At 68.7% G+C, this 24,632-nt stretch carries 19 protein-coding genes; 10 read left to right on the top strand and 9 right to left on the bottom strand.

Annotated features, from left to right (window positions below):
* Positions 1-15 precede the first annotated feature (15 nt).
* Both lipA and ACXJY8_RS11975 read left to right on the top strand, forming a co-directional pair.
* Complete coding sequence (lipA, locus tag ACXJY8_RS11980; RefSeq protein WP_463769139.1) at positions 16-978, top strand: lipoyl synthase; 963 nt, start codon at positions 16-18, stop codon at positions 976-978.
* Positions 979-985: 7 nt separating this feature from the next.
* Positions 986-1,441, top strand: a complete 456-nt coding sequence (locus ACXJY8_RS11975; protein ID WP_463769137.1) for a type II toxin-antitoxin system RatA family toxin — start codon at positions 986-988, stop codon at positions 1,439-1,441.
* A 3-nt stretch (positions 1,442-1,444) separates the two neighbouring features.
* Here ACXJY8_RS11975 and ACXJY8_RS11970 read toward each other — a convergent pair whose 3' ends face one another.
* The 4 genes from ACXJY8_RS11970 to ACXJY8_RS11955 form a co-directional block, all read right to left on the bottom strand.
* Positions 1,445-1,759: a low molecular weight protein tyrosine phosphatase family protein gene (locus ACXJY8_RS11970; protein WP_463769135.1), complete on the bottom strand. Its 315-nt coding sequence runs from the start codon at positions 1,757-1,759 to the stop codon at positions 1,445-1,447.
* 14 nt (positions 1,760-1,773) lie between these two features.
* Positions 1,774-3,561, bottom strand: a complete 1,788-nt coding sequence (locus tag ACXJY8_RS11965; protein ID WP_463769133.1) for an ABC transporter ATP-binding protein — start codon at positions 3,559-3,561, stop codon at positions 1,774-1,776.
* 269 nt (positions 3,562-3,830) lie between these two features.
* Positions 3,831-4,334, bottom strand: coding sequence for a CinA family protein (locus ACXJY8_RS11960; RefSeq protein ID WP_463769131.1), 504 nt, complete (start codon positions 4,332-4,334; stop codon positions 3,831-3,833).
* Positions 4,331-5,626, bottom strand: a complete 1,296-nt coding sequence (locus ACXJY8_RS11955; protein WP_463769129.1) for a bifunctional 2-C-methyl-D-erythritol 4-phosphate cytidylyltransferase/2-C-methyl-D-erythritol 2,4-cyclodiphosphate synthase — start codon at positions 5,624-5,626, stop codon at positions 4,331-4,333. The genes ACXJY8_RS11960 and ACXJY8_RS11955 overlap by 4 nt, the downstream gene beginning before the upstream one ends.
* 181 nt (positions 5,627-5,807) lie before the next feature.
* Here ACXJY8_RS11955 and dusB point away from each other — a divergent pair, with 181 nt between their 5' ends.
* Genes dusB through ACXJY8_RS11935 form a run of 4 tightly spaced genes read left to right on the top strand, consistent with a single transcriptional unit; the run spans position 5,808 to position 10,095 of the window.
* Positions 5,808-6,860: a tRNA dihydrouridine synthase DusB gene (gene dusB, locus ACXJY8_RS11950; protein ID WP_463769127.1), complete on the top strand. Its 1,053-nt coding sequence runs from the start codon at positions 5,808-5,810 to the stop codon at positions 6,858-6,860.
* Positions 6,857-8,011, top strand: a complete 1,155-nt coding sequence (locus tag ACXJY8_RS11945; RefSeq protein WP_463769125.1) for a two-component system sensor histidine kinase NtrB — start codon at positions 6,857-6,859, stop codon at positions 8,009-8,011. The genes dusB and ACXJY8_RS11945 overlap by 4 nt, the downstream gene beginning before the upstream one ends.
* Before the next feature lie 9 nt (positions 8,012-8,020).
* Positions 8,021-9,484 (top strand): nitrogen regulation protein NR(I), encoded by a 1,464-nt coding sequence (gene ntrC / locus ACXJY8_RS11940; RefSeq protein WP_463769123.1) that lies wholly within the window; start codon positions 8,021-8,023, stop codon positions 9,482-9,484.
* Positions 9,481-10,095, top strand: coding sequence for a DUF6886 family protein (locus ACXJY8_RS11935; RefSeq protein ID WP_463769121.1), 615 nt, complete (start codon positions 9,481-9,483; stop codon positions 10,093-10,095). Before ntrC ends, ACXJY8_RS11935 begins: the two co-directional genes overlap by 4 nt.
* Before the next feature lie 71 nt (positions 10,096-10,166).
* On the opposite strand, the gene oxlT is transcribed toward ACXJY8_RS11935, so the two are convergent.
* Positions 10,167-11,441 (bottom strand): oxalate/formate MFS antiporter, encoded by a 1,275-nt coding sequence (oxlT, locus tag ACXJY8_RS11930; protein WP_463769119.1) that lies wholly within the window; start codon positions 11,439-11,441, stop codon positions 10,167-10,169.
* Positions 11,442-11,540: 99 nt separating this feature from the next.
* Positions 11,541-13,139: a gamma-glutamyltransferase family protein gene (locus tag ACXJY8_RS11925; protein ID WP_463769117.1), complete on the bottom strand. Its 1,599-nt coding sequence runs from the start codon at positions 13,137-13,139 to the stop codon at positions 11,541-11,543.
* Between the two features lie 346 nt (positions 13,140-13,485).
* Here ACXJY8_RS11925 and ACXJY8_RS11920 point away from each other — a divergent pair, with 346 nt between their 5' ends.
* The 4 genes from ACXJY8_RS11920 to hflX all read left to right on the top strand — a co-directional run bounded on the left by ACXJY8_RS11920 (position 13,486) and on the right by hflX (position 19,014).
* Positions 13,486-15,699, top strand: coding sequence for a sensor histidine kinase NtrY-like (locus tag ACXJY8_RS11920; protein WP_463769115.1), 2,214 nt, complete (start codon positions 13,486-13,488; stop codon positions 15,697-15,699).
* A gap of 2 nt (positions 15,700-15,701) precedes the next feature.
* Positions 15,702-17,072 (top strand): nitrogen assimilation response regulator NtrX, encoded by a 1,371-nt coding sequence (gene ntrX / locus ACXJY8_RS11915; protein ID WP_463769113.1) that lies wholly within the window; start codon positions 15,702-15,704, stop codon positions 17,070-17,072.
* A 155-nt stretch (positions 17,073-17,227) separates the two neighbouring features.
* Complete coding sequence (gene hfq, locus ACXJY8_RS11910; RefSeq protein ID WP_003600267.1) at positions 17,228-17,482, top strand: RNA chaperone Hfq; 255 nt, start codon at positions 17,228-17,230, stop codon at positions 17,480-17,482.
* 113 nt (positions 17,483-17,595) lie between these two features.
* The gene (gene hflX, locus ACXJY8_RS11905; RefSeq protein WP_463769111.1) at positions 17,596-19,014 is read left to right on the top strand and encodes a GTPase HflX; all 1,419 of its coding nucleotides are present in this window, start codon (positions 17,596-17,598) and stop codon (positions 19,012-19,014) included.
* 93 nt (positions 19,015-19,107) lie between these two features.
* Here hflX and ACXJY8_RS11900 read toward each other — a convergent pair whose 3' ends face one another.
* The 3 genes from ACXJY8_RS11900 to uvrA form a co-directional block, all read right to left on the bottom strand.
* Positions 19,108-19,686, bottom strand: coding sequence for a fasciclin domain-containing protein (locus ACXJY8_RS11900; RefSeq protein ID WP_463769109.1), 579 nt, complete (start codon positions 19,684-19,686; stop codon positions 19,108-19,110).
* Positions 19,687-19,942: 256 nt separating this feature from the next.
* The gene (locus ACXJY8_RS11895; protein WP_463769107.1) at positions 19,943-20,917 is read right to left on the bottom strand and encodes a transporter family protein; all 975 of its coding nucleotides are present in this window, start codon (positions 20,915-20,917) and stop codon (positions 19,943-19,945) included.
* A 499-nt stretch (positions 20,918-21,416) separates the two neighbouring features.
* Complete coding sequence (uvrA, locus tag ACXJY8_RS11890) at positions 21,417-24,392, bottom strand: excinuclease ABC subunit UvrA (protein WP_463769105.1); 2,976 nt, start codon at positions 24,390-24,392, stop codon at positions 21,417-21,419.
* Between the last annotated feature and the right edge of the window lie 240 nt (positions 24,393-24,632).

Below are 24,632 nucleotides of genomic sequence, written 5' to 3'. Positions count from 1 at the left end.
ATCCCGTGGATTGTCATGGCCGTCGTCCTCGACCTCCTCTGCAACGATCAGCGCCCGCGCCATCCCGAGAAGGCGCACCGGCCCGACAAGCCGATCCAGCGCAAGCCCGACTGGATTCGCGTGAAGGCGCCTGGCTCGAAGGGTTGGGAGGATACGCGCAAGATCGTCCATGAGCACGGCCTCGTCACGGTCTGCGAGGAGGCCGGTTGCCCCAATATCGGTGAGTGCTGGGAGAAGAAGCACGCCACCTTCATGATCATGGGCGACACCTGCACGCGGGCCTGCGCCTTCTGCAACGTGCGCACCGGCCTGCCCGAAGGCCTCGACGCGGGCGAGCCCGACAAGGTCGCGGATTCGGTGGCCAAGCTCGGCCTGCACCATGTAGTGATCACCTCGGTGGACCGGGACGACCTCGCCGACGGGGGTGCCGAGCACTTCGCCCGCACTATCCGGGCGATCCGGGCGCGCAGCCCCGCCACCACGATCGAGGTGCTGACCCCGGATTTTCTGCGCAAAACCGGCGCCCTGGAGGTCGTGGTAGCGGCCCGGCCCGACGTGTTCAACCACAACATGGAGACCGTGCCGGGGAACTACCTGACGGTCCGCCCCGGCGCACGCTACTTCCACTCGGTGCGGCTGCTGCAGCGGGTGAAGGAGCTCGACCCGACCATCTTCACCAAATCCGGCATCATGGTGGGCCTCGGCGAGGAGCGGAACGAGGTGGTCCAGCTCATGGACGACCTGCGCTCGGCCGACGTCGACTTCCTGACCATCGGGCAGTATCTCCAGCCGACCAAGAAGCACCACGAGGTGGTGCGCTTCGTGCCCCCGGACGAGTTCAAGGGCCTCGAGACCACCGCCTACACCAAGGGCTTCCTCCTCGTTTCGGCGACGCCCCTGACCCGTTCCTCCCATCACGCCGGAGAGGATTTTGCAAAGCTGAAGGCGGCCCGTCTCGCCCGCATCGCCAACGCCTAGAGTCTCGATGCCCTCATTCCGGATCAACCGCACGGTGCGGCACTCGCCGCGCCAGATGTACGACCTCGTGGCCGACGTGGAGCGCTACCCGGACTTCCTGCCGCTCTGCGAATCCCTGCGCGTGCTGCGGCGCCAGCCGGGGGCGGACGGCACGGAGGTGCTCGTGGCCGAGATGGGCGTCGGCTATAAGGCAATCCGCGAGCGCTTCACCACGCGCGTCACCCTCGATCCGCAGAACCTGCGCATCGTCGCCGAATACATCGACGGCCCGTTCCGCCACCTCGAGAACCGCTGGATGTTCAAGGACGGCGAGGGTGGCGGTTGTACCGTCGACTTCTTCATCACCTACGAGTTCAAGAGCCGAACGCTCGGCATGCTGATGGGGACGATGTTCGACCGGGCCTTCCGCAAGTTCACCGATGCCTTCGAAGCGCGGGCGAAGCGGGTCTACGGCGCGGCCTGAGCCTCAGCGCAGATGCGGCGTCACCCGAGCCCGCAGAAGCCGCACGAGGTCCGGGTCCATGAAGCCGTAGACGTCGGGGATGTCGAGGCAGACGAGCCGTGCGTGCTTCAGGCTCGCGCGGAAGCGGCGCTGCAGTAGCGCCCGGTGTCGGTTCTCCATCACCACGACCAGATCGGCCCAGGCGAGCCACTCCGCCGAGACCGGTTCGTCAGCCGCGGCATCCGTCCCCGCTGAGGCGACCTCCAGATCGGGCCAGTCCGAGAACACCTGCTCGGCGGTCGGGCTGCGCAGCCGGTTTCGGCTGCACACGAAGAGCACACACCGTACGCGCCTCACGCCTCCACCACCCCGCCGGCCTGCCGCTCGAACAGGGCGCGGTAGCGGCCGTCCGGACGAACCAGCAGGTTGTCGTGGGTGCCGTCCTCGACGATGCGCCCGGTCTCGAAGACGAGAATGCGATCCAGGGCGCGCACGGTGGAGAGCCGGTGCGCGATCACGATGGCCGTACGCCCGCGCATCAGCCGCTCCATCGCCTCCTGGATCAACGCCTCCGATTCCGAGTCGAGGCTCGATGTGGCCTCGTCGAGGATCAGGATCGGCGCATCGGCCAGGAAGGCGCGGGCGAGCGCGACCCGCTGGCGCTCGCCTCCGGAGAGCTTGACGCCGCGTTCGCCGACGAGGGTGGCGTAGCCCTTCGGCAGGCGGGCGATGAAGTCGTGCGCATTGGCGAGGCGCGCCGCCTGCGCGATCGCCTCCGGGGAGGCGCCGGGGCGCGCATAGGCGATGTTCTCGGCGAGCGAGCGGTGGAACAGCACCGGCTCCTGCGGCACGATGGCGATGTGCGCGCGCAACGACGCCTGCGTCACCCCGGAGACGTCGCGCCCGTCGATGCAGACGCGGCCGCCGGTGACGTCGTAGAGGCGCTGCACCAGCTTGACGAAGGTGGTCTTGCCCGAGCCCGACCGGCCGACGAGGCCGACCCGCTGCCCGGCCGGGATGTGAACCGACAGGTCGTGGTAGAGCGGCGTCTCGTGCCCGGCATAGTGGAAGGTCACCCGCTCGAAGCGAAGGTCTCCGTTCCGAACCGCGAGCGCCGTGGCGCCGGCCCGGTCGGCGACGCCGTAGGGCTCGGCCTCGAGGGCGACCAGTTCCTCCATCTCGTTGACGCCGCGCTGCACACGGTTGATGTGACCGCCGATGTCCCGCAGGTAGCCGTGCACGACGAAGTAGGTGGTGAGCACGTAGGCGACATCGCCGGGACTCGCCGCCCCGGTCCACCAAAGCCAGAGTGCTGTCCCGACGATGGCCGTGCGCAGAACGAGGAGCAGCGCGAACTGCGCGGTGATGCTCCAGGTGATCCGCATCCAGGTCCGGTGGGTGCGCCGGTTCCACTTGCCCAGCAGCCGGCCGAGGCGCGCATCCTCGCGGGCCTCCGCCCCGAAGGCCTTCACCACCGCGTTGGCGCCAACGGCGTCGCTCAACGCGCCGCCGAGGCGGGAATCCCAGACGTTGGAGAGTTGGGCCGCGGGCGCGATGACCCGGGTGGCGAGCATCACGACGATGCCGAAATAGATCAGCGAGCCCGGGCCGATCACCAGCCCCATGACGGGCCATTGCAGGCCAAGCAGGACCATGGTGCCGAGCAGCACCACGAAGGCCGGGAGCAGTTCCAGCAGGAGCGTGTCGTTCAACCCTTCGAGGGCCCACATGCCGCGCGAGACCTTGCGCACGGTGGAGCCCGAGAAGCTGTTGGCGTGCCAGTCGGTGGAGAGGCGCTGGACCCGGTGGAAGCCCGCCTGCGCCACGGCCTGCATGGTCGAGAGGCTCAACGGCACCACCAGGGCCCAGGCCAAGTGGCGCAGCCCAAGGGTGAGGAGCCCGAGGCCGGCCATCGCCGCGAAGGCCGCGAGCGCATCCGAGCGGGCCGCCATACGGTCGGCATGCGAGAGGGCATCGACAAGCCGACCGGCGAACAGGGGCAGGAAGACGTCGGCCAGGGTCGCGCCGACGATCGCCGCGACGACGCCGGCGAGCAGGGGCAGGCGGCTGCGCCACTGGTGGATGAGAAAGGCGAGGACGGACCGGTAGGCCTCCGCGCCCTTGAGGCGATCGAGGAGCATGGGATGCGATCACGGCGCGGGGCAGGCGCCGACTCCGTGGATGGCGCGGGTCCGCAGACGGCCGGCCGAGGAATGGATGACGGATCGAGGGGGGACGGCCGCGGCGCTCTCAGGCGGGCGGCAGCGTCAGGCCGGCAGGCGCACGGCGCGCGGACGAGCCGGAGAGGCGAACGATACCGGTGTCATGCAGCCTCCCCAACGGTTCGAGGGCGAACCCGGCACGCAGCGACTCGGCCTGGGTTGCAACCTGTCAGGCCAGCATGTCGGTTTCAAGACGTCGGTGCGAGGATCGATTCGAGCAAGCCCAGCGCATCGCCCACGGCGTGGCGCCGGATCTCGGTGCGGCCGAGGTCGCCGTAGCGCCGTTCGAGGTGGCGGACGCTCACGCCGTTCACGGCGAGCCCGAAATGCACGAGGCCGACCGGCTTGTCGGCGCTGCCGCCGCCGGGGCCGGCAATACCGGTGATCGCCACCGCGACACGGGCATGAGAATGCGCCAGGGCGCCCTCGGCCATGGCCTGGGCCACGGCCATGCTCACCGCGCCATGGGTGGCGACGAGCTCGGCGGGGACGCCGATGCTCTCGGACTTCGCCGCGTTCGAGTAGGTGACGAAGCCGCGTTCGACCACCACCGAGGAGCCGGGAATCGCGGTGAGTAGCCCAGCGACGAGGCCGCCGGTGCAGGATTCGGCCGTGGCGACCGTCAGCCCCGCCGCCGCATAGGCGGCGACGAGCGCCTCCGCCCGGGCGAGCAGGGCGCCATCGTCGATCACGAGCGGCGCTCGGCCGTCTCGTCGGCGGCGTTCAGCTCGGCCGTGACCTCGGGCAGCCGTACCGTGGCGGCGGCCTGAGCGGCGAGGCCCTCGGCACGGCCGACGAAGCCGAGCTTCTCGGTGGTGGTCGCCTTGATCGAGACCGAACTCAGCGGCACGCCCGCGATCTCGGCGATGCGGGCGCGGATCGCCTCACGATGGGCGCCGATGCGCGGTGCCTCGGCCAGCACCGTGATGTCGAGATGGTCGATCTTGCCGCCGCGCGCACGCACCAGTTCCACCGCGTGCGCCAGGAAGCGGTCGGAGGCGGCGCCGCGCCACTGCTCGTCGCTCGGCGGAAAATGCGTGCCGATGTCGCCGTCCGCGATGGCGCCGAGGAGGGCGTCCGTGAGGGCGTGGAGGGCGACGTCGCCATCCGAATGGGCCAGCACGCCGCGGTCGGCCGGGATCTTCACGCCGCCGAGCCAGACATGGTCGCCTTCCGTGAAGGCGTGGACGTCGAAGCCGGTGCCGAGGCGGGTGACGTAGGTGGTCATGGGATGGGCCTCGCTCAGGGCGGTGGGGTTTTGGCCGGAGAAGCCGCGATCGGCCTCGATCAGGTCGGCCGGCTGGGTGATCTTGCGGTTGCGCGGGTCGCCCTCGAACACGACGACGGCCAAGCCGGCCCATTCGGCGAGCGCCCCGTCATCGGTGAAGGCATGGAGGTCGGCCTCCGCCGCCCGGCGATGAGCGTCGCGCAAGGGGCCGTAGGCGAAGGACTGGGGCGTCTGCACGGCGCGCAGCCCCTCGCGCGGCGGGGTCTCGCGCACCCGGCCGGTACCGTCGCCGAGGTCTTCCACCACCTTGATGGTGTCGGTGACGGCGATGCCCGGCACGGCGGCGCGGTGGTCGCGTCCGGCCACCAGGGCGCGCTCGATCAGGTCCACGTCCACGTGCGGACGGGCCGCGTCGTGGACGAGGACGAGGTCCGGCGCATCGGTGCCGTCCAGGGCTTCGAGCCCGGCGCGGACGGATTGCTGACGGGTGGCCCCGCCGGGAACCGGCTCGGCGAGCTTGCCCCGGGTGGCGGCGTCGAGGTCGTCGAGGCAGGCGCGGTAGAAGTCGACGGCGTCCGGCGCGATCACGGGCTGGATGCGGACGATGCCCGGATGGGCGGCCAGCGCCGCCAGCGTCCGGGTCAGCACGGCCTGCCCGCCGACACGCCGGTACTGCTTCGGAGTGTCCCCGCCGATGCGGATGCCGCGGCCGGCCGCGACAACCACCGCTGCCGCATTCCACGCGGTGCCGGACATGCGTATGCTCCCGCGCTTCGGGTGTGTGGATCCCCGCACCGGCACGTCACCGCGCGTCCGCGATGCGAAGGCTTGGGCAACCCGCCGTTGGGGCGGTCTGTCGTTTAAGCGCGGGAGAAGCTGAAATCAAATCCACGGAATCGCTTGCGTGGCGAGCCGTTTTGTCTATTTGTTGAGCACAATGTGCGCTGATGATTATTTGAGCTTTCTCGCTGGATCGAAGGCCTCGCGAGACATGCCGGCGAGCGGCGGCGAGCGGCCGGTGCCGGTCCTGCTCGCACCGCTTTCCGGAGTCACCGACCTTCACGTCCGGCGTATCGCGCGCCGCCTCGGGGCCAGCGCGGTGGTGTCCGAGATGGTGGCGGCCGCCGAACTGGCGCGCGGCGACCAGGAGGCGCAGCTGCGCGCCGAGGGCAGCGGCGTCGATCCCCACATCGTCCAGCTCGCCGGCTGCGCGCCGGAGCCGATGGCCGAGGCGGCGCGCATCGCCGAGGCGAACGGCGCCGACGTCGTCGACATCAACATGGGCTGCCCGGCCAAGGTCGTCACCGGCGTCGCCTCGGGCTCGGCCCTGATGCGCGATCTCGCGGGCGCGACCCGGATCCTCGCGGCGGTACGCGGCGCGGTCCGCATCCCCGTCACGGTGAAGATGCGCCTCGGCTGGGACCACGCCAATCTCAATGCGCCGGAACTGGCGCGCCGGGCCGAGGGGCTCGGGCTGAACGCCGTGACGGTGCATGGCCGGACCCGTCAGCAATTCTACAAGGACCGGGCGGACTGGGCCGCGATCCGCGTCGTGGTCGAGGCGGTGGCGATCCCTGTCATCGCCAACGGCGACATCACCACCCTGGCCGAGGCGCGCGCCTGCCTTGCGCGGTCGGGGGCCGCCGGCCTGATGGTCGGGCGCGCCGCGGTGGGGCGGCCCTGGCTCGTCGGCGCCCTCGCGGCCGGCCTCGCCGGACGGCCCGTGCCCGCCCTGTCGGGCACCGAGATGGCGGCCCTGGCGGTTGAGCATTATCAGGGCCTGCTCGCCCTCTACGGCTTGCGCATGGGCGTGCGCCATGCCCGCAAACATCTGGCGGCCTATGCCGAGGCCGGGGGCGGCCTCGATCCCGAGGCGCGAATGCAGCTCCTGACGACCACCGACCCGGAGATCGCCTCCGCGCTCCTGGCCCGCGCCTTCGCGGGCGGCCGCGACGGGACGATGCCGCACACCATGGGGGAGGCCGCATGAGCTCGGGCAAGCCGACACCGGGCCGGAACGGCAATGCGCGGGCCGACGCCGCACCCACCAACGAGGCGGTGATCAATGCCCTGCCGCTGCCGGTGCTGACGGTGGGGGCCAACGACCACATTCTCCACGTGAACCATGCGGGCGAGACGTTCTTCGACCACTCCGCCCGGCTGATGCAGCGGCGGCGCCTCTCGGACATCATTCCCTTCGCCTCGCCGATCATCGCGCTGGTGGCGGAGGTGCGCCGGCGCCGGGCCAGCGTCAGCGAGTACGGGGTCGAGCTGGTGCAGCCGCGCTCCGGACTGGAGCGTAGCGTCGACGTCTTCGCGACGCCGCTGGGCGACGACGAGGATGCGGTGGTGCTGATGCTCCAGGAACGCACCATCGCCGACAAGATGAACCGCCAGCTCACCCACCGCGGCGCCGCCCGCTCCATGATCGCCCTCGGCGCGATGCTGGCCCACGAGATCAAGAACCCGCTCGCCGGCATCCGGGGGGCGGCCCAGCTCCTCGAACAGTCGGGCAACGAGGACGACCGCCTCCTGACCCGGCTGATCTGCGACGAGTCCGACCGGATCGTGCGCATCGTCGAACGCATGGAGCTGTTCGGCGACGAGCGTCCCGTCGAGCGCGGCTCGGTCAACGTGCACGGCGTGCTCGACCAGGTGAAGCGCTCGGCGCAGTCGGGCTTTGCCCGCCACATCCGCTTCGTCGAGACCTACGATCCCTCGCTGCCGCCGGTACTGGGCAACCGCGACCAGCTCGTTCAGGTGATCCTCAACCTCGTGAAGAACGCCTCGGAGGCGATCGGGGCCGACGCGGTGGACGGCGAGATCACCCTGTCGACGGCCTTTCGCACCGGCCTGCGCCTGCAGGTGCCGGGCTCGCGCGAGCGCGTCAGCCTGCCCATCGAGGTCGCGGTGCGCGACAACGGGCCCGGCGTCTCGGCGGACCTGCTGCCGGACCTGTTCGACCCCTTCGTCACCACGAAGGCGCAGGGTTCCGGCCTCGGACTTGCATTGGTCGCCAAGATCATCGGCGATCACGGTGGGATCGTCGAGTGCGATCCAGTCCCACGTCGGACCACCTTTCGTCTTCTTCTCCCTATGTCGAGCGCCCGCGACGGGCGCGAATCGTCCGCGGAGCTGTAGAGTCGCGTCATGCCCAACGGACACATCATCGTCGCGGACGACGACGCCGCCATCCGCACCGTCCTCAACCAGGCGCTGTCGCGGGCCGGGTACGAGGTCCGCTCAACCGGCAACTGCGCCACCCTCTGGCGCTGGGTCGCCGAGGGCGCGGGCGATCTCGTCATCACCGATGTGGTGATGCCCGACGAGAACGTCTTCGATCTGCTGCCGCGCATCAAGCGCGTGCGGCCGGAGCTGCCGATCATCGTCATGAGCGCGCAGAACACCTTCATGACGGCGATCCGCGCCTCTGAGCGGGGCGCCTACGAATACCTGCCCAAACCCTTCGACCTGAAGGAACTCATCGCCATCGTGGGGCGCGCCCTGTCCCGACCGCGCGGCACCGCGCCCGCCGGCACCGATCCGGGCAACGAGGACATTCCGCTGGTCGGGCGCTCGCCGGCAATGCAGGAGATCTACCGGGCGCTCGCCCGGCTGATGCCCACCGATCTCACCGTGATGATCACGGGCGAGTCCGGCACCGGCAAGGAGCTGGTCGCCCGCGCGCTGCACGATTATGGCCGCCGCCGCACCGGCCCGTTCGTGCCCGTGAACATGGCCGCCATCCCGCGCGACCTCATCGAATCCGAGCTGTTCGGCCATGAGAAGGGGGCCTTCACCGGCGCCCTGTCGCGCTCCGCCGGCCGCTTCGAGCAGGCCGAGGGCGGGACGCTCTTCCTCGACGAGATCGGCGACATGCCGATGGAGGCGCAGACCCGCCTCCTGCGCGTGCTGCAGCAGGGCGAGTACACCACCGTCGGCGGCCGGGTGCCGATCAAGACCAATGTCCGCATCATCGCGGCCACGAACAAGGACCTGCGGGTCTCGATCCAGCAGGGCATCTTCCGCGAGGACCTGTTCTTCCGGCTCAACGTGGTGCCGCTCCGGCTTCCCGCGCTTCGGGAACGCTCCGAGGACGTGCCCGACCTGATCCGCCACTTCTTCATCCTGGTCGAGCGCGAGGGCCTGAGCCGCAAGCAACTCGACGGCGAGGCGATGGAGCGGCTGAAGCGCTACCGCTGGCCGGGCAACGTCCGGGAGCTCGAGAACCTCGTGCGGCGCCTCGCGGCGCTCTATCCGCAGGAGACCATCACCGGCCCCGTCATCGAGGCCGAGCTCGACACCCTGCCCCTGGCCCAGAGCCAGCAGAACGGTGCGACGGGCGCCCGCAAGCCGAGCGGCGAAGCCGAGACCCTGTCGGGGGCGGTCGAGCGCCACCTGGCCGAATATTTCGGCGGCTATCGCGACACGCTGCCCCCGCCCGGCCTCTATCACCGCATCCTGCGCGAGATCGAGGGACCGCTGATCGGTGCGGCCCTGGCCGCCACCCGGGGCAACCAGATCCGCGCGGCCGAGCTCCTGGGCGTGAACCGCAATACCCTGCGCAAGAAGGTCCGCGACCTCGACCTGCAGGTGTTCCGTAACGCGCGGTGAGTCCGCGCGACCGGGCCGGGCCGGAGGCGGCGCGCCCGCAGCTGTTCCACTTCAGCGAGGACCCGGAGATCCGGGTCTTCGTCCCCCGCGCCGTGCGGGTCGGCATCGAGCGCGGTCCGGAGCGGGCCTGGCTGAACGGCCCGCTGGTCTGGGCGATTGATGCGGCTCACAGCCTACTCTACCTGTTCCCGCGCGACTGCCCCCGGATCGTGATCTGGCCGACCGCCACAACGACCCCGGAGGACCGGCGGGCGTGGTTCGGCGACGTCGCCGGCCGGGCCGTCGCCTATGTCGAGGAAGCCTGGGCCGAGCGGATCGCGTCCGGCACGATCCAGCGCTACCGGATGCCCTTCGAATCGTTCGAGCCGGCTGGCGATCCCGGCACCTGGGTCTCGCGCCGTACGGTCGTCCCGGATGGTCGGGAGACCCTCGGCGACCTGCCCGCCGCGCTGGCGGCGGAGGGCGTGGCGCTTCGCATCCTGCCGCGTCTCACGCCGCTGGCGCCGATCTGGCGATCGAGCCTGCACGCGAGTGGACTGCGCCTCCGGAATGCGCAGGACTGGGTGACGCCGGAGGGCGGACCGCCGCGGCCCATCGCCCGACAGCCCTGAACGGGCCTCGACAGCAGAATGCGGACGGGTTGCCCCGTCCGCGTTCCGATCGTCCAGTTTGAATCCGCGCCTCAGGCGAGGGCGGGCTTGCCCACGAGGACCGGGGCGGCGCTCCCGTCGAGCCACCGGCGGCGCATCGGCTTCAGCACGAAATAGGCGAGGATCGCGGTCAGCACGTCGAGTGTGATGATGATCGCGAAGACCGGCAGCCACGAGCCCTGCACGGCGTAGATCCAGGCCGCGATCGGGCCGCCGAACAGCGAGCCGATGCCCTGGGCCATGTAGAGGAAGCCGTAATTCGTCGTGGCGTGCTTGGTGCCGAAGGTATCGGTGAGGATCGAGGGAAACAGCGAGAAGATCTCGCCCCAGGCGAAGAACACGACGCCGGAGAGGAGCGCGAAGGCGTAGGCGTTCTCGCGGAAGACGAGCAGCAGGGCGATGGCCGCCGCCTCGGCCGCGAAGGCGATGCCCATAGTGTTCTCGCGTCCGATCTTGTCGGAGACCCAGCCGAAGAACGGCCGGGTCAGGCCGTTTGTGATGCGGTCGAAGGTGAGGGCGAAGGGCAGGGCGACGAATCCGAAGATGATCGCGTCGGCTACGCCGAAATCACGGGCGAACGAGGCGAAGTTGGCCACGACCATCAGGCCGCCCGTCGACATCATCGTCATCATGGCGAACATCAGCCAGAACAGCGGCGTCCGCAGCATCACCTTCGGGGCCGTATCGTGCACGCAGGTCGAGAGGTTGACGGCGGGGGCCGGCAGAACCTCTCCGGCCCGGGGCGCGCGCAGGCCGAGGGCCGCCAGGGCGCCGATGGCCCCGAGCACGATGCCGAACACCGTCAGCGTGTGGCGGTAACCGGAGGCCGCGAGCATGTCGCTGATGGGGAAGGTGCTCAGCATGGCGCCCATGCCGTAGCCGGCGGCGACCACGCCGACGGCAAAGCCGCGACGGTCCGGAAACCACTTCACCATCAGGCCGACGATCCCGACATAGACGATGCCGGTGCCGAGGCCGCAGAACAGGCCGTAGGTGGCGTAGACGCCCAGCAACGTGTCGACCCTGGCAGCCAGCACCCAGCCGAGGCCGGAGAGGGCGGCACCCAGCGCGATCATCAGCTTGGGGCTGAACCGGTCGATCAGATAGCCCTGCACCGGCGAGAAGAAGGTCTGCAGCACGATCAGGATCGTGAAGGTCCACTGAATCTGCGGCAAGGTCGCGCCGGTCGTGGCGATGAGCGGTTTGGTGAAGAGGGTCCAGACGTATTGCGGACTGGAGATCGCCATCATGGCGATCAGTCCGAGCCCGAGCTGCAGCCAGCGCTGGCGTGAGAGAGTCGTATCCATTATTCGCTCCTTGCGATGGACGACCCTTCGCAAGGATGATGCCAAGTCTTTGTTCTGTTTGGCTTTCCGGTGCAACCCGACCGTGAAGATCAGCGGAAGTTACAGCCCCTCCGATCCGCCGTCGGATCTTGGATCGTGCACCGCCGCGATCGAACCATTGCTTGGATGGCGCACGAGCATGCCGGCATGGCCGAGGGAGTCGATATAGGCCCCCCCGAGTTCCTCGATCGCGTGGCCGAGCTTGCACAGCTCGGCAATGCAGGCCGGATCGAACCGGTCCTCGACCTTCACGGTGAGCGACTCCGCCCCCCAGGTGCGGCCGTAGAGGAGGCGCGGCGCGTCGACCGCCGCGGCCGGGTCCATCCCGTAATCGGCGTAGCGGGCGAAGATCTGCGCCTGGAACTGCGGCTGCCCGTCGCCGCCCATGCTTCCGTAGGCCATCACGCGGCCGTCGTCGAAGCTAGCCAGCGCCGGGATCAGGGTGTGGAACGGCCGGCGTCCCGGCTCCAGCGGGTTCACCGCCTTGGGGTCGAGGGAGAACGAGGTGCCGCGGTTCTGCCAGTGGATGCCGGTCTTCGGCAGCACGATGCCGGAGCCGTACTCCCAGTAGATCGACTGGATGTAGGACACCGCGAGGCCGTCGCGGTCGATGGCGCCCATCCACACCGTATCGCCCTCGCCGGGATTGCGCAGGGGAACGCTCGCGGCCCGGCGCATGTCGATCTGCGCCGCCTCGCGATCCAGGCGCTCCGGCGTCAGGAAGCTCGCGGGGTCGACCGCCAGGCGGTCGTAATCGGTGACGATCCGGTCGCGGATCGCGAAGGCGCGCTTCGTCGCCTCGATCAGCCCATGGTAATGCGCGGTGGTCTCGGGCCGGTCGATCCGCAGGCGGTCGAAGATGCCGAGGATCAGCAGCGCGGCGATGCCCTGCGTGGGCGGCGGAAAGTTGTAGAGCGTGGCGTCCCGCCGACGGATCGACAGCGGCGCACGCTCCCGGGGTGCATAGGCTTCGAGGTCGGCCCGGGTCACCGGCGTCCCGAGCCGGTCGAGGTCGGCGGCGATCTCGCGCCCGAGGTCGCCCTTGTAGAAGTCGTCGAGCCCCGCATGGGCCAGCTGCTCCAGGGTGGCGGCCAGCGCCGGCAGCTTGCGGATGGCACCGGCCGTGAAGGGCTGGCCGCCGTCGAGGAAAGTCTCGGCGAAGTAGGGCTGGTCGTGGAGCGTGTCGAGTTCCTTCGGGACGTAGCGCGCTTCCGAAGGAGAGACGGCGACACCGTCGCGCGCATGTCGGATCGCGTCGGCGAGCAGGGTGGATAGCGGTAGGCGGCCGCCCAGGGCCTTCGAGAGATCGAGGGCGAGGCGCCAGCCGCCGATCGCACCCGCCACGGTGAGCGCTGCGTCGGGTCCGCGCGACGGCAGGATCTCGTAGCCCTGCTCGCGATAGCGCTGGATCGTGGCGTTCCGCCCGGCCGGACCGCAGGCTTCGATGCCGCGCACGCGGCCGCCGCGCTCGCGCACCAGCCAGAAGCCATCGCCGCCGATGCCGTTCATGTGCGGGTAGACCACCGCGATGGCGGCCGCCATCGCGGTCATCGCCTCGATCGCGTTGCCGCCCTGCGCCAGGACGTGCTGTCCGGCCTGGGCCGCAAGGCGATGGGGCGCTGCGACGGCGGCCGAGGCGAAGACGGGCGTATTGGACATTCTGATCTCTGGGTGCGGTTACGAAAGAGGATAATGTATTTTCTCGCTCCGTCGATCGGACGGAGTGCGGAAAGCGCGACAGGGGCGGGCCGGGTCGTAAGCGTCCACGTCCGGGTCGTGGATCTGCGCAGTTCCTACGCAGGGCCGTGCCCCATTCGTATTAATTTCGCCACACTGTTGTGGCGACGCATCAGCCATGCCGTGGCTTCGTCCGTCCCCCGTTCCGAACCCCTCCCGGGAGGGTTCAGGCTCCGCCGGTCCGGCGGAGGCCGAGGGAGCCGATCGACTGCCCGCTCAGGTGCGTCCGCCGCCGCGGGGACCCGGCATCGTCGGGGCACTGGTGGTCATGACAGCCCTGGTTTCGGCGATCACCACCTTCCTGATCCTGGCCGGAGTGATCCGGGTCACGCCGACCCCGGCGGTGGGGCTGACGCTGCTCGGCATCAACGTCTTCCTAGTCCTGGGCCTCGTAGTGATCATCGCCTGGGAAGCACGGGTCTTCCTCCATGCGCGCCGGACGAACGCCGCGGTGGCGCGCCTGCACACGCGCATCGTCGGCCTTTTCAGCCTCATCGCCATCCTGCCCACCGTCCTCCTCGCGGTGGTGGCGGCAGTGACCATCGATCGCGGCCTGTCCCTGGGCTTCACCGACCGGGTCCGTGACGTGGTGCTGAAATCCGTCGAGGTGGCCGATGCCTACCAGGAGAACCAGTGCCAGAGCCTGGCTCGCGAGATCCGCATCCTTGCCGACGACCTCACCCGGGCACGGCCGAACTTCGACGTGAACCGGGGCTGGTTCGAGAGCTTCCTGACCACCCGCGCCACCGCCCTCAGCCTGCCGGTGGCCGAGATCATGCGCGGCCCGACCGAGGTGGTGGCGCGCGCCAAGATCGATGCCCTGAAGGAACGACGCCTGCCCTCGGCGGCCGCCTTCGAGGACGCGGCGAAATCGGTCGATCCGATCTGCCTCGTGCCGAGCGAGGGCCGCGTCTTCGCCGCCCTGCTGCGCATGCCGGCCTATGACGGAGCGGTGCTGCTGGTCCAGCGCGAGGTCAGCCAGCTCGCCATCGAATTCCCGGGCGTGTCGCGGGCCGCAGCGGCCGAGTACCTGACCTACGATTCGCTGAAGCGCTCGATTCAGATCAGCTTCGCCTCGGTCTTCGCGCTGATTGCCCTGATCGCGCTGCTCTCGGCGGTGTGGTTCGGGCTCAACTTCGCCAACCGGTTCGTCGCCCCGATCCGGCGCCTGATCAACGCCGCCGACCAGGTCGCCTCCGGAAACTTCTACGCGCAGGTCCCGGCCCGGAAGAGCGACGGCGACCTCGCGCACCTGTCCGAGAGCTTCAACAAGATGACGCAGGAGCTGCGACGCCAGCATGATGGGCTGACGGCGGCGAGCGATCTCATCGATCGGCGCCGGCGCTTCACCGAGGCGGTGCTGGCCGGCGTCTCGCCCGGCGTGCTCGGGGTCGACGCTGCGGGCCACGTCACCATCGCGAACCCTTCGGTGGAGCGCACCCTGGGCCTCTCGGCGGACGAGATCGTCGGCAAGCCCCTGACCCAGGCGGTGCCGGAACTGCAGGCGCTGTTCCCCGAGGGCGGCGAGGCCCGCCTGCGAGCGATGCAGCAGCAGATCCAGCTAACGCGCAACGGCCGCGAGCGCACCGTGACCGTGCGGGTGACCAGCGAGCAGGCCCAGGGCGGCGCCCGTGGCTTCGTCGTGACCCTCGACGACATCACCGACCTCGTCTCGGCTCAGCGGACTTCGGCCTGGGCGGACGTGGCCCGCCGCATCGCGCACGAAATCAAGAATCCGCTGACCCCGATCCAGCTCTCGGCCGAGCGCATCCGGCGCAAGTACGGCAAGGTCATCACCACCGACAAGGAGGTGTTCGACCAGTGCACCGCCACGATCGTGCGCCAGGTGGACGAGATCAAGCGCATGGTCGACGAGTTCTCGTCCTTCGCGCGGATGCCGAAGCCCGCGATCGCGCAGAACGATCTCAGCGAGATCACACGCCAGAACCTGTTCATGATGCGGGTCGCGCATCCGGACATGGAGTTCTCGTTCGGCGAGGACGGCGACCAGCCGATCCTGGCGGCCTTCGACATCCGGCTCCTGTCCCAGGCGATCACCAATATCCTGAAGAACGCCGTCGAGGCGGTCCAGGCCGTGCCCGAGGCCGAGGTCGGCCAGGGCCGGGTCGATGTGCGCCTCGTCCGCGAGGACGGTTTCGTGGCCATCGAAGTCACCGACAACGGCAAGGGATTTCCGGCCGAGGGGCGCCAGCGGCTGCTGGAGCCCTATATGACCACCCGCGAGGGTGGCACCGGCCTGGGGCTGGCCATCGTCAGCAAAGTCCTCGAAGAGCATGGCGGCGGGATCGACTTGAACGACAATCCGGAAGGTCGGGGCGGGCGCGTGCGCCTGCGCGTCCCGCGCGACACCAGCGTCGCACCCGCCCGAGACTCAGCCAACCACACGCCGCCGGAGGTCGCCCCCTCCGCGCAGGAAGAGAAGGGCGCCGCGCGGACGGCCCCCCCAACCGCGGAGATCTAGTCATGAGCGCCGATATCCTGATCGTCGACGACGAAGCCGACATCCGCGACCTCGTGGCCGGCATCCTCGACGACGAGGGCCACCGCACCCGCACCGCCGGCGGCTCCGACGAGGCCCTCGCCGCCATCGAGTCGCGCCGACCCCACCTCGTCTTCCTCGACATTTGGCTGCAGGGCTCGCGGCTTGATGGCCTGCAGGTGCTCGACCAGATCAAGGTCGGCCATCCCGACCTGCCGGTGGTGATGATCTCGGGCCACGGCAACATCGAGACCGCGGTCGCTGCGATCAAGGCGGGCGCCTACGACTTCATCGAGAAGCCGTTCAAGGCCGATCGCCTGATCCTCGTGGCTGAGCGGGCCCTCGAAGCCTCCCGCCTGAAGCGCGAGGTCCGCGACCTCAAGGCCCGGTCGGGCCAGGCGAGCCGGCTCGTCGGGGCCTCGGTGGTGGTCAATCAGCTGCGCCAGACCGTCGAGCGCGTGGCGCCCACCAATGCCCGCGTGATGATCCTCGGAGCACCGGGCTCGGGCAAGGAGCTCTCGGCGCGCACCCTCCATGCCATGTCCGCCCGGGCGAACGGACCCTTCGTGGTCATCAACGCGGCGACGATCACCCCCGACACGATGGAGGCCGAGCTGTTCGGCGTCGAGGCCGGGGAGGGCCGGGCCCGCCGCGTCGGCGCCCTCGAAGAGGCCCATGGCGGCTCGCTCTACATCGACGAAGTCGCGGACATGCCGCGCGAGACCCAGAACCGCATTCTCCGGGTCTTGGTCGACCAGAACTTTCAGCGCGTCGGCGGCACCACCCGGGTGCACGTCGATGTGCGCATCATCTCCTCCTCGTCGCGCGACCTCGCCGAGGAGATCACCGCCGGCCGTTTCCGCGAGGACCTGTTCCACCGCCTCTCGGTGGTACCGATCCGCGTGCCGTCCCTGTCGGAGCGGCGCGAGGATGTGCCCGAACTGATCTCGTTCTTCATGGAGCAGATCTCGGGCGCCACCGGCCTGCCGCGCCGGCGCATCGCCGAGGACGCCATGGCGGTCCTGCAATCGCATGACTGGCCGGGCAACGTTCGCCAGCTGCGCAACAACGTCGAGCGCCTGATGATCCTGACCCATACGGACCCGGATCAGGAGGTGACCTCCGAGATGCTGCCCACCGAGATCGGTGCCCTGGTCCCCACGACGCCGAACGGCTCGGGCGGCGAGAAGCTGATGAGCCTTGCGCTGCGGGAAGCCCGCGAGATCTTCGAGCGCGAGTACCTCGTGGCGCAGATTGCGCGCTTCTCGGGCAACATCTCCCGCACCGCGGAATTCATTGGCATGGAGCGTTCCGCGCTCCACCGGAAACTCAAGTCGCTCGGCATCGGCCCCTGAGAACGCGGCGGCGATGCACTTGCATCGCGTGCCCGATACACGTGTAATGTTCCGGAACCGGCGCCATGTTATCGTGTGCACCGGCTCACGCGAGACCAACGGACGAGAACCCGTCACCACGGCGGGCGGCGACTGCGAATCAAGGATAAGAAAAAATGGCGGGCGAGCGCGCTCAGAACCTCCAGGACACGTTCCTGAACCATGTTCGCAAGAACAAGATTCCGCTCACGATCTTCCTCGTCAACGGAGTCAAGCTACAGGGTGTCGTAACGTGGTTCGACAACTTCTGCGTGCTTCTGCGTCGGGACGGTCACTCACAGCTCGTCTACAAGCACGCGATCTCGACGATCATGCCGGGCCACCCGGTCCAGCTCTTCGAACCCGACGAGACGGCGCCCGAGAAGGCGTGAGCCCGAACCAAACCGCATCGGTTCGACCGGAAAGGTTTGCCGCACCCTTGTCTGGGGCCGGCGAGCGCCCATTGTCCTGAAGACACGCAGGACAGGGTTGAACGAACACCTTCATGACTGAACCGATGACGCCCGGGGAAGCCCGGCTCCAAGCGATGGCCGCTCCCGAAGGCGACATCGCGGCGGCAACCCACACCCTCGTCGTCGGACCCTATCTCGGGCGGGCCGCGGCCGCAGCGGCGCGAGGCAACGCCAGTGGCAGCCCGGAAGCTCTGCGTTCCACCGAGGCCCGCCTCGACGAAGCCGCCGGCCTCGCGGCCGCGATCGAGCTCGACGTGGTCGAGGCCATCGTCGCGCCGGTGCAGCGTATCCGTCCCTCCACCTATCTCGGCAAGGGCCGCGTCGAGGAATTGGCCGGCGTGATCCGGGCCCGCGAGATCGGCCTCGTGGTGATGGACTGCGCCCTCTCGCCGGTTCAGCAGCGCAACCTCGAGAAGGCCTTCGGCTGCAAGGTCATCGACCGCACCGGCCTGATCCTGGAAATCTTTGGGCGCCGCGCCTCCACCCGGGAAGGCACGCTGCAGGTCGAGCACGCGCATCTGGCCTACCAGAAGAGCCGCCTCGTCCGGTCCTGGACCCACCTGGAACGCCAGCGCGGCGGCTTCGGCTTCCTCGGCGGCCCTGGCGAGACCCAGATCGAAGCCGACCGGCGTATGATCCAGGAGCGGATGACCAAGATCGAGCGGGAACTCGACAGCGTCACCCGCACCCGCGGGCTGCACCGGCAGAGCCGGGCACGGGTGCCGTACCCGATCGTCGCCCTGGTCGGATATACCAACGCCGGCAAGTCGACGCTCTTCAACACCCTAACCAAGGCCCAGGTGATGGCGCAGGACATGCTGTTCGCCACCCTGGACCCGACGGCCCGGGCGACGAAGCTGCCCCACGGCGAGACCGTGATTCTCTCCGATACGGTCGGGTTCATCTCGGAGCTGCCGACCTCCCTCATCGCCGCCTTCCGGGCGACCCTGGAGGACGTGATCCATGCCGACATCCTGCTCCACGTCCGCGACGTGTCGCACGTCGACAGTGCCGCGCAGGCAGAGGATGTGGGCTCGGTGCTGCGCGAACTCGGGATCGAGACCTCGGCCTCCCGGATCATCGAGGTCTGGAACAAGGCCGACCTCCTCGACGCCGACGAGCGTACCCGGCTCCTGAACCTCAGCGGACACGGGCGCAGCGACCGCGACAGCGACGCGCCGGTGTTGGTCTCGGCCCTGACCGGGGAGGGGCTGGGCGTCCTGACGGCGCGCATCGAGGCGCGGATCGCGCGCCAGCGCTCGACCTTCGCGGTGATCCTTCCCCCGGAGGACGGGGCGGCGCTGCACTGGCTCTACGAGAATGCCGAGGTGCTGGACCGGCGCGAGGAGGAGGGGGGCACGATGCACCTCGCCATCCGCATCGCCCCGGAGAAGGAGCCGCGCTTCCTCAACCGCTTCGAGGGCGCGCGACGCCTGAACCGGGCGGGCTGAGAGAGCACCCGCCCGCGAGAGACGAACGGGAAACGCCCGCGATCCTCTCGGATCGCGGGCGTTCGCGTCTGAGCCTTGGCGGGCTCGCAGGCTTCAGGGTTGGAGCACGCCGTTGATGACGTGGATGACGCCGTTCGACTGCATCACGTTGGCGACCGTCACGGTGGCGGTGCTGCCCTTGGCGTCGGTCACGTAGACCTTCTTGCCCTTGGTCTGGACGACGAGCGGCTCGCCTTCGACCGTCTTCAGCTGCGCTTCGCCGCCGCCATCCTTGGCGAGCTTCATCAGATCCTTGGCCGTGTAGGTGCCGGGGACCACGTGGTAGGTCAGGATCTTGGTGAGCGTCGCCTTGTTCTCGGGCTTCACCAGGGTCTCGACGGTGCCGGCCGGGAGCTTGGCGAAGGCGGCATTGGTGGGCGCGAAGACCGTGAACGGACCGGGGCTCGACAGGGTGTCGACCAGGCCGGCGGCCTTCACGGCGGCGACGAGGGTGGTGTGATCCTTCGAATTCACCGCGTTCTCGACGATCGTCTTCGAGGCGTACATCGGCGCACCGCCGACCATCGGGTTCTTGGCGAAGGCCGTGACCGGGAAGGCGGCACCGACGGAGAAGGCGAGTACAACGGCGGCGATCTTGGAAGCCACCGGGCGACGGGCGTGACGAGTGATCATGAAGCGTATCCTCTAAAACGATTGCCCCTTTCGTGGGGGTCATCGTTCGGTACGGAGGACGGCCGGGAAAAGTTTCAGAGACGGGCGGATTGCATGGCCGGCCGGTTGGGGTCGCGCTCGGAAACGAGGCTCCGGCTCGAATCCGCGCTCGGAATGTCGCCACCGCCGAAAAAGCGAAAGCCCGCCCGACAGGTGTCGGACGGGCTTTGCTTGATCCTATCGGCGGCGGAGCCAGGCCCCATCGCCGAAGATCGGATCAGTACTTGCGGATGATCGGCGCGGGAGCGGCGGCGACCGGGGTCGGCGAGTACAGCGGCACAATCAGGCGGCCCGAGATCTCGGTGCTGTCGAAGCTGGCAGCGCTTCTGGCGACGGTGCGAGCGACATAGACCTGCCCGGTGGCGAAGCCGAAGTCGTAGCCGACGAGACCGCCCATCAGGAACCGACCGCGGTCGCCCTGAGCGGCATTGATGAGGTTGCCACCTTTGGCGCTGATGTCGAAGTTGTAGGTGCCGTACGCGATGGCACCGATCTCGAACTTACCGAACTTCTTGGTCGCGGTCAGATCGAGGTTCAGCGAGTCAGACAGAGAGTAGGACTGCGTGAAGCCGCCGAGGCCGATGTTGCGAACACCACCGAAGTTGGAGGGCGAGTCGTAGATGTTGGCGGTCAGGTTGGCGGTGAGGTTCCAGCCGTCGCCGGTGTAGCTGCCGGCAACGCCGAAGCGGTAGGTGTTCGAGGAGAGCTGGGGCAGCACGGCCGAGGCAGCGATCGTGCCGTTGTTCGTCACGAGGACGCCGCGGTCCCCGTTCAGCTCGTTGAGGTAGACACCTCCGAGCAAGCTGACGCCGAAGTTGTTGCCCAGATCGAAGGCCCAGATGCCGCCGACGAAGGTGCCGACGTTGATGGACAGGTCACGCAGGTTTGAGCCGCTCTTGCCGAAGGCGAACACGGTCGGGGGAGCCACGAGCAGCTCGATGCGGCCGCCGAGCGGAACCAGCGGGGTCGACCAGACCAGCACCGGGATGTTCACACCGACGTCGAGAGCAGACGGGTTGTCGCGCATCTGATAGACGAAGGTGTTCAGCGCATAGATGCCCTCGGGCAGCGGCGCGCCGGTGGCCAAGCCGACCTGCTCACCCGGAACCGTGGTGGACTGCGCGTAGGACGCGGTGGCGGTCATGCTGGCCGTGAGCGCGAGCGCTCCGGCGACGAGCCAGTTCTTCGACATTTTTACTCTTCCTTCCCAAGGATTTCAGGCGTCCGCCACGCAGCCGTCCGAACCATTCTGCCGATGCGCAGCTTGTTTGCGGCTTGTTTGCAGTTGGTCCGGCGGCCCCCCTTGCGGCCCGTTCTCAAGTCTCAACGTCGAGAACTATTCTACAGGACGCCGCGGAAGGACAGCGGAATGCTTGGAAACGGGGCAGTTCGAACCCGACCGTTGCGCAAAAGCCGCATTTTCGGTGCAGTGCGGCGGAAGAATTTGTTAACCTTTTGAGCAGGTTGGTCGGGCTCTCCCCCGGCGCTCCGGCACCCAGAACGGCAAAATACCGCTGAACTCTCAAGCCGTTATGGTTACGGTTCGCCCTCAGGACGATCCGGCAAACCGACGCTGGCCATTGCGCAGGCCGGGCCACCGGAAATGCCGCTTCCGGCGGGTTGATGCGCCGCCGAACGCCCGCCGACCGCTCCGCACCGACGAATCGGCACCGGTCTCGGCGAGTGGACGCCTATTCGGCGGCGGCCCGGCCCTTCACCGCTGCCGCGGCGGGCCGCCGAGCCAGTACGTCGCGCAGGAATCGCCCGGTGTGACTCGCCCGCGACTTGGCGATCTGTTCGGGGGTTCCTTCGGCGACGACCACGCCGCCGCCGTCGCCGCCTTCAGGGCCCATGTCGATGACCCAGTCGGCTGTCTTGATGACTTCGAGGTTGTGCTCGATCACGACCACGGTGTTGCCCTGGTCCACGAGTTCGTGGAGCACCTCCATCAGCTTGGCGACGTCGTGGAAGTGCAGGCCCGTCGTCGGCTCGTCGAGGATGTAGAGGGTGCGGCCGGTGGCACGCTTCGACAGTTCCTTCGAGAGCTTCACCCGCTGGGCCTCGCCGCCGGACAGGGTGGTCGCCTGCTGCCCGACCTTGACGTAGCCGAGGCCCACCCGGGCCAGGGTCTCCATCTTCTCGCGGATCGTCGGCACCGCCTTGAACAGGTCGGCGGCCTCCTCGACGGTCATGTCCAGGACGTCGGCGATGGAATGGTCGCGATACTTCACCTCGAGAGTCTCGCGGTCGTAGCGGCGGCCCTTGCAGACGTCGCAGGTGACGTAGACGTCCGGCAGGAAGTGCATCTCGATCTTGATGACGCCGTCGCCCGAGCAGGCCTCGCAGCGCCCGCCCTTCACGTTGAACGAGAACCGCCCGGCCTGGTAGCCGCGCGCCTTGGCCTCCGGCAGCCCGGCGAACCAGTCGCGGATCGGCGTGAAGGCGCCCGTATAGGTGGCCGGATTGGAGCGCGGCGTGCGGCCGATCGGCGACTGGTCGATGTCGATGACCTTGTCGAGATGCTCCAGCCCATCGAGGCGTTCGAAGGGGGCAGGATGCTCCAGGGCACCGTTCAGGGATTTGGCCACCGCCTTGTAGAGCGTATCGATGATCAGGGTCGACTTGCCGCCGCCGGAGACGCCTGAGATGCAGGTGAAGGTGCCGAGCGGGATCTCGACGGAGACGTTCTTGAGGTTGTTGCCGCGGGCACCGATCAGGCTAAGCTTGCCCTTGCGTCCCTTGCGGCGAGCTGTCGGGACGCGGACGCTCATCTCGCCGGTGAGGTACTTGGCGGTGAGCGAGGCCGGGTTCTTCAGGACCTCCTCCGGCGTCCCCTGCGCGATGATCTGCCCGCCATGGATGCCGGCGCCGGGGCCGACATCGACGACGTAATCGGCCTGCAGGATCGCGTCCTCGTCGTGCTCGACGACGATCACCGAGTTGCCGAGGTCGCGCAGACGCTTCAGCGTGCCGAGCAGACGCTCGTTGTCGCGCTGGTGCAGACCGATGGACGGCTCGTCGAGGACGTAGAGCACGCCGGTGAGCCCGGAGCCGATCTGCGAGGCGAGGCGGATGCGCTGGCTCTCGCCGCCCGAGAGCGAGCCGGAGCCCCGCGCGAGCGTCAGGTACTCGAGCCCGACATCGATCAGGAAGGTGAGCCGGTCGCGGATTTCCTTGAGGATCCGGTAGGCGATCTCGTTCTGCTTCTCCGTAAGCCTGCCCGGCAGATCCGAGAACCAGGCATGGGCGTCCCGCACCGAGAGGGCGGTGATCTCGCCTACATCCTGCATCGCGACCTTCACCGAAAGGGCCTCGAGCTTCAGACGCTTGCCGCCGCAGGTGGCGCAGGGCGTCTCGCTCATGAAGCGCGCGATCTCCTCGCGCGAGGTGTCGCTCTCGGTCTCCTTGTAGCGCCGCTCCAGGTTCGGGACGACGCCCTCGAAGGGCTTGTTGACCTCGTAGGCCCGCATCCCGTCGTCATAGGCGAAGCGCACCGACTCGGAGCCGGTGCCGTAGAGGACCACGTCGCGGGCCTTGGCCGGCAGATCCTTCCAGGCGACGGTGGTCTTGAAGCCGTAATGCCGGGCCAGCGCGTCGAGGGTCTGGCCGTAATAGGGCGAGGTCGACTTGGCCCAGGGGCCGACCGCGCCGCGCTTCAGGCTGAGCTTGGCGTCCGAGATCACGAGTTCGGGGTCGATCCGCATCTCGTGCCCGATGCCGCCGCAGGTCGGGCAGGCACCGAAGGGGTTGTTGAACGAGAACAGCCGGGGCTCGATCTCCGCGATGGTGAAGCCGGAGACGGGGCAGGCGAAGCGGGACGAGAAGGTGATGGCCTCACGCGGCGCCTCGCCCTCCGGTGTATCGGCGAACTCGATCAGCGCGATCCCGTCGGCGAGTTCGAGGGCGGTCTCGAAGGAATCGGCCAGCCGGGCGGCGATGTCGGCCCGGACCACGATCCGGTCCACCACCACGTCGATGTCGTGCTTCAGCTTCTTGTCGAGCTTGGGCACGTCGTCGATGGCATAGTATTCGCCGTCGATGCGCAGGCGCTGGAAGCCCTTCTTCTGGAACTCGGCGATCTCCTTGCGGTACTCGCCCTTGCGGCCGCGAATGACCGGGGCCAGGAGGTAGAGGCGGCTCTTCTCCGGAAGGGCGAGGACCCGGTCCACCATCTGGCTCACGGTCTGGCTCTCGATCGGCAGGCCGGTGGCGGGCGAGTAGGGGATGCCGACCCGCGCCCAGAGCAGGCGCATGTAGTCATAGATCTCCGTGACGGTGCCGACCGTCGAGCGTGGGTTCTTCGAGGTGGTCTTCTGCTCGATGGAGATCGCCGGCGAGAGCCCGTCGATCTGATCGACATCGGGTTTCGACATCATCTCGAGGAACTGGCGCGCATAGGCGGAGAGCGACTCGACATAGCGGCGCTGGCCCTCCGCGTAGATCGTGTCGAAGGCGAGCGACGACTTGCCGGACCCGGACAACCCCGTGAAGACCACGAGGCGATCGCGCGGGATCGTGAGGTCGATGTTCTTGAGATTGTGCTCCCGGGCGCCGCGCACCGAGATTACCCGCTGGTCGCGTGCGCCCTCGAACAGGGCCTCGATCTTCGCTTCGACCCGCTCGGCCTCGGCTTGCGATTTCTTGGCGGCGGCTTTGGCTTTGGCCATGAGGTCTCTTCGGGAACGTCTGCGGCGCGGAACTCGGTTGGACTCGACCAGAGCCCTCGCGGCATGTCGGGCGCACCACCGCGTCGGGCAAGGCGTGCGCCATGCATACCGGCCCCTCAGCTAGAACAAAAAGCGTACGCGGACAATATCGTGGGACTTTCGAGCAAAGGAACCCACCCGCGTACTCGCGATGAGAGCCGATCACCTGCGGCCGTGGCGGCTCCCACGACCGCGGCGACC

Source organism: Methylobacterium sp. TK31 (genome assembly GCF_055361545.1).
Note: the sequence above shows the minus strand (reverse complement) of the source record. Positions and strands in the feature narration are given on the sequence as shown.

What these genes read in the sequence shown, in the direction of transcription:
- ntrX (WP_463769113.1), top strand. Translation starts at nt 15,702, where the DNA reads ATGAGCGCCGATATCCTGATCGTCGACGACGAAGCCGACATCCGCGAC.
- ACXJY8_RS11945 (WP_463769125.1), top strand. Translation starts at nt 6,857, where the DNA reads ATGAGCTCGGGCAAGCCGACACCGGGCCGGAACGGCAATGCGCGGGCC.
- hflX (WP_463769111.1), top strand. Translation starts at nt 17,596, where the DNA reads ATGACTGAACCGATGACGCCCGGGGAAGCCCGGCTCCAAGCGATGGCC.
- dusB (WP_463769127.1), top strand. Translation starts at nt 5,808, where the DNA reads ATGTGCGCTGATGATTATTTGAGCTTTCTCGCTGGATCGAAGGCCTCG.
- ACXJY8_RS11895 (WP_463769107.1), bottom strand. Translation starts at nt 20,917, where the DNA reads ATGTCGAAGAACTGGCTCGTCGCCGGAGCGCTCGCGCTCACGGCCAGC.
- ACXJY8_RS11900 (WP_463769109.1), bottom strand. Translation starts at nt 19,686, where the DNA reads ATGATCACTCGTCACGCCCGTCGCCCGGTGGCTTCCAAGATCGCCGCC.
- ACXJY8_RS11955 (WP_463769129.1), bottom strand. Translation starts at nt 5,626, where the DNA reads ATGTCCGGCACCGCGTGGAATGCGGCAGCGGTGGTTGTCGCGGCCGGC.
- ntrC (WP_463769123.1), top strand. Translation starts at nt 8,021, where the DNA reads ATGCCCAACGGACACATCATCGTCGCGGACGACGACGCCGCCATCCGC.
- ACXJY8_RS11965 (WP_463769133.1), bottom strand. Translation starts at nt 3,561, where the DNA reads ATGCTCCTCGATCGCCTCAAGGGCGCGGAGGCCTACCGGTCCGTCCTC.
- hfq (WP_003600267.1), top strand. Translation starts at nt 17,228, where the DNA reads ATGGCGGGCGAGCGCGCTCAGAACCTCCAGGACACGTTCCTGAACCAT.
- ACXJY8_RS11920 (WP_463769115.1), top strand. Translation starts at nt 13,486, where the DNA reads ATGACAGCCCTGGTTTCGGCGATCACCACCTTCCTGATCCTGGCCGGA.
- uvrA (WP_463769105.1), bottom strand. Translation starts at nt 24,392, where the DNA reads ATGGCCAAAGCCAAAGCCGCCGCCAAGAAATCGCAAGCCGAGGCCGAG.
- oxlT (WP_463769119.1), bottom strand. Translation starts at nt 11,441, where the DNA reads ATGGATACGACTCTCTCACGCCAGCGCTGGCTGCAGCTCGGGCTCGGA.
- ACXJY8_RS11925 (WP_463769117.1), bottom strand. Translation starts at nt 13,139, where the DNA reads ATGTCCAATACGCCCGTCTTCGCCTCGGCCGCCGTCGCAGCGCCCCAT.
- lipA (WP_463769139.1), top strand. Translation starts at nt 16, where the DNA reads ATGGCCGTCGTCCTCGACCTCCTCTGCAACGATCAGCGCCCGCGCCAT.
- ACXJY8_RS11975 (WP_463769137.1), top strand. Translation starts at nt 986, where the DNA reads ATGCCCTCATTCCGGATCAACCGCACGGTGCGGCACTCGCCGCGCCAG.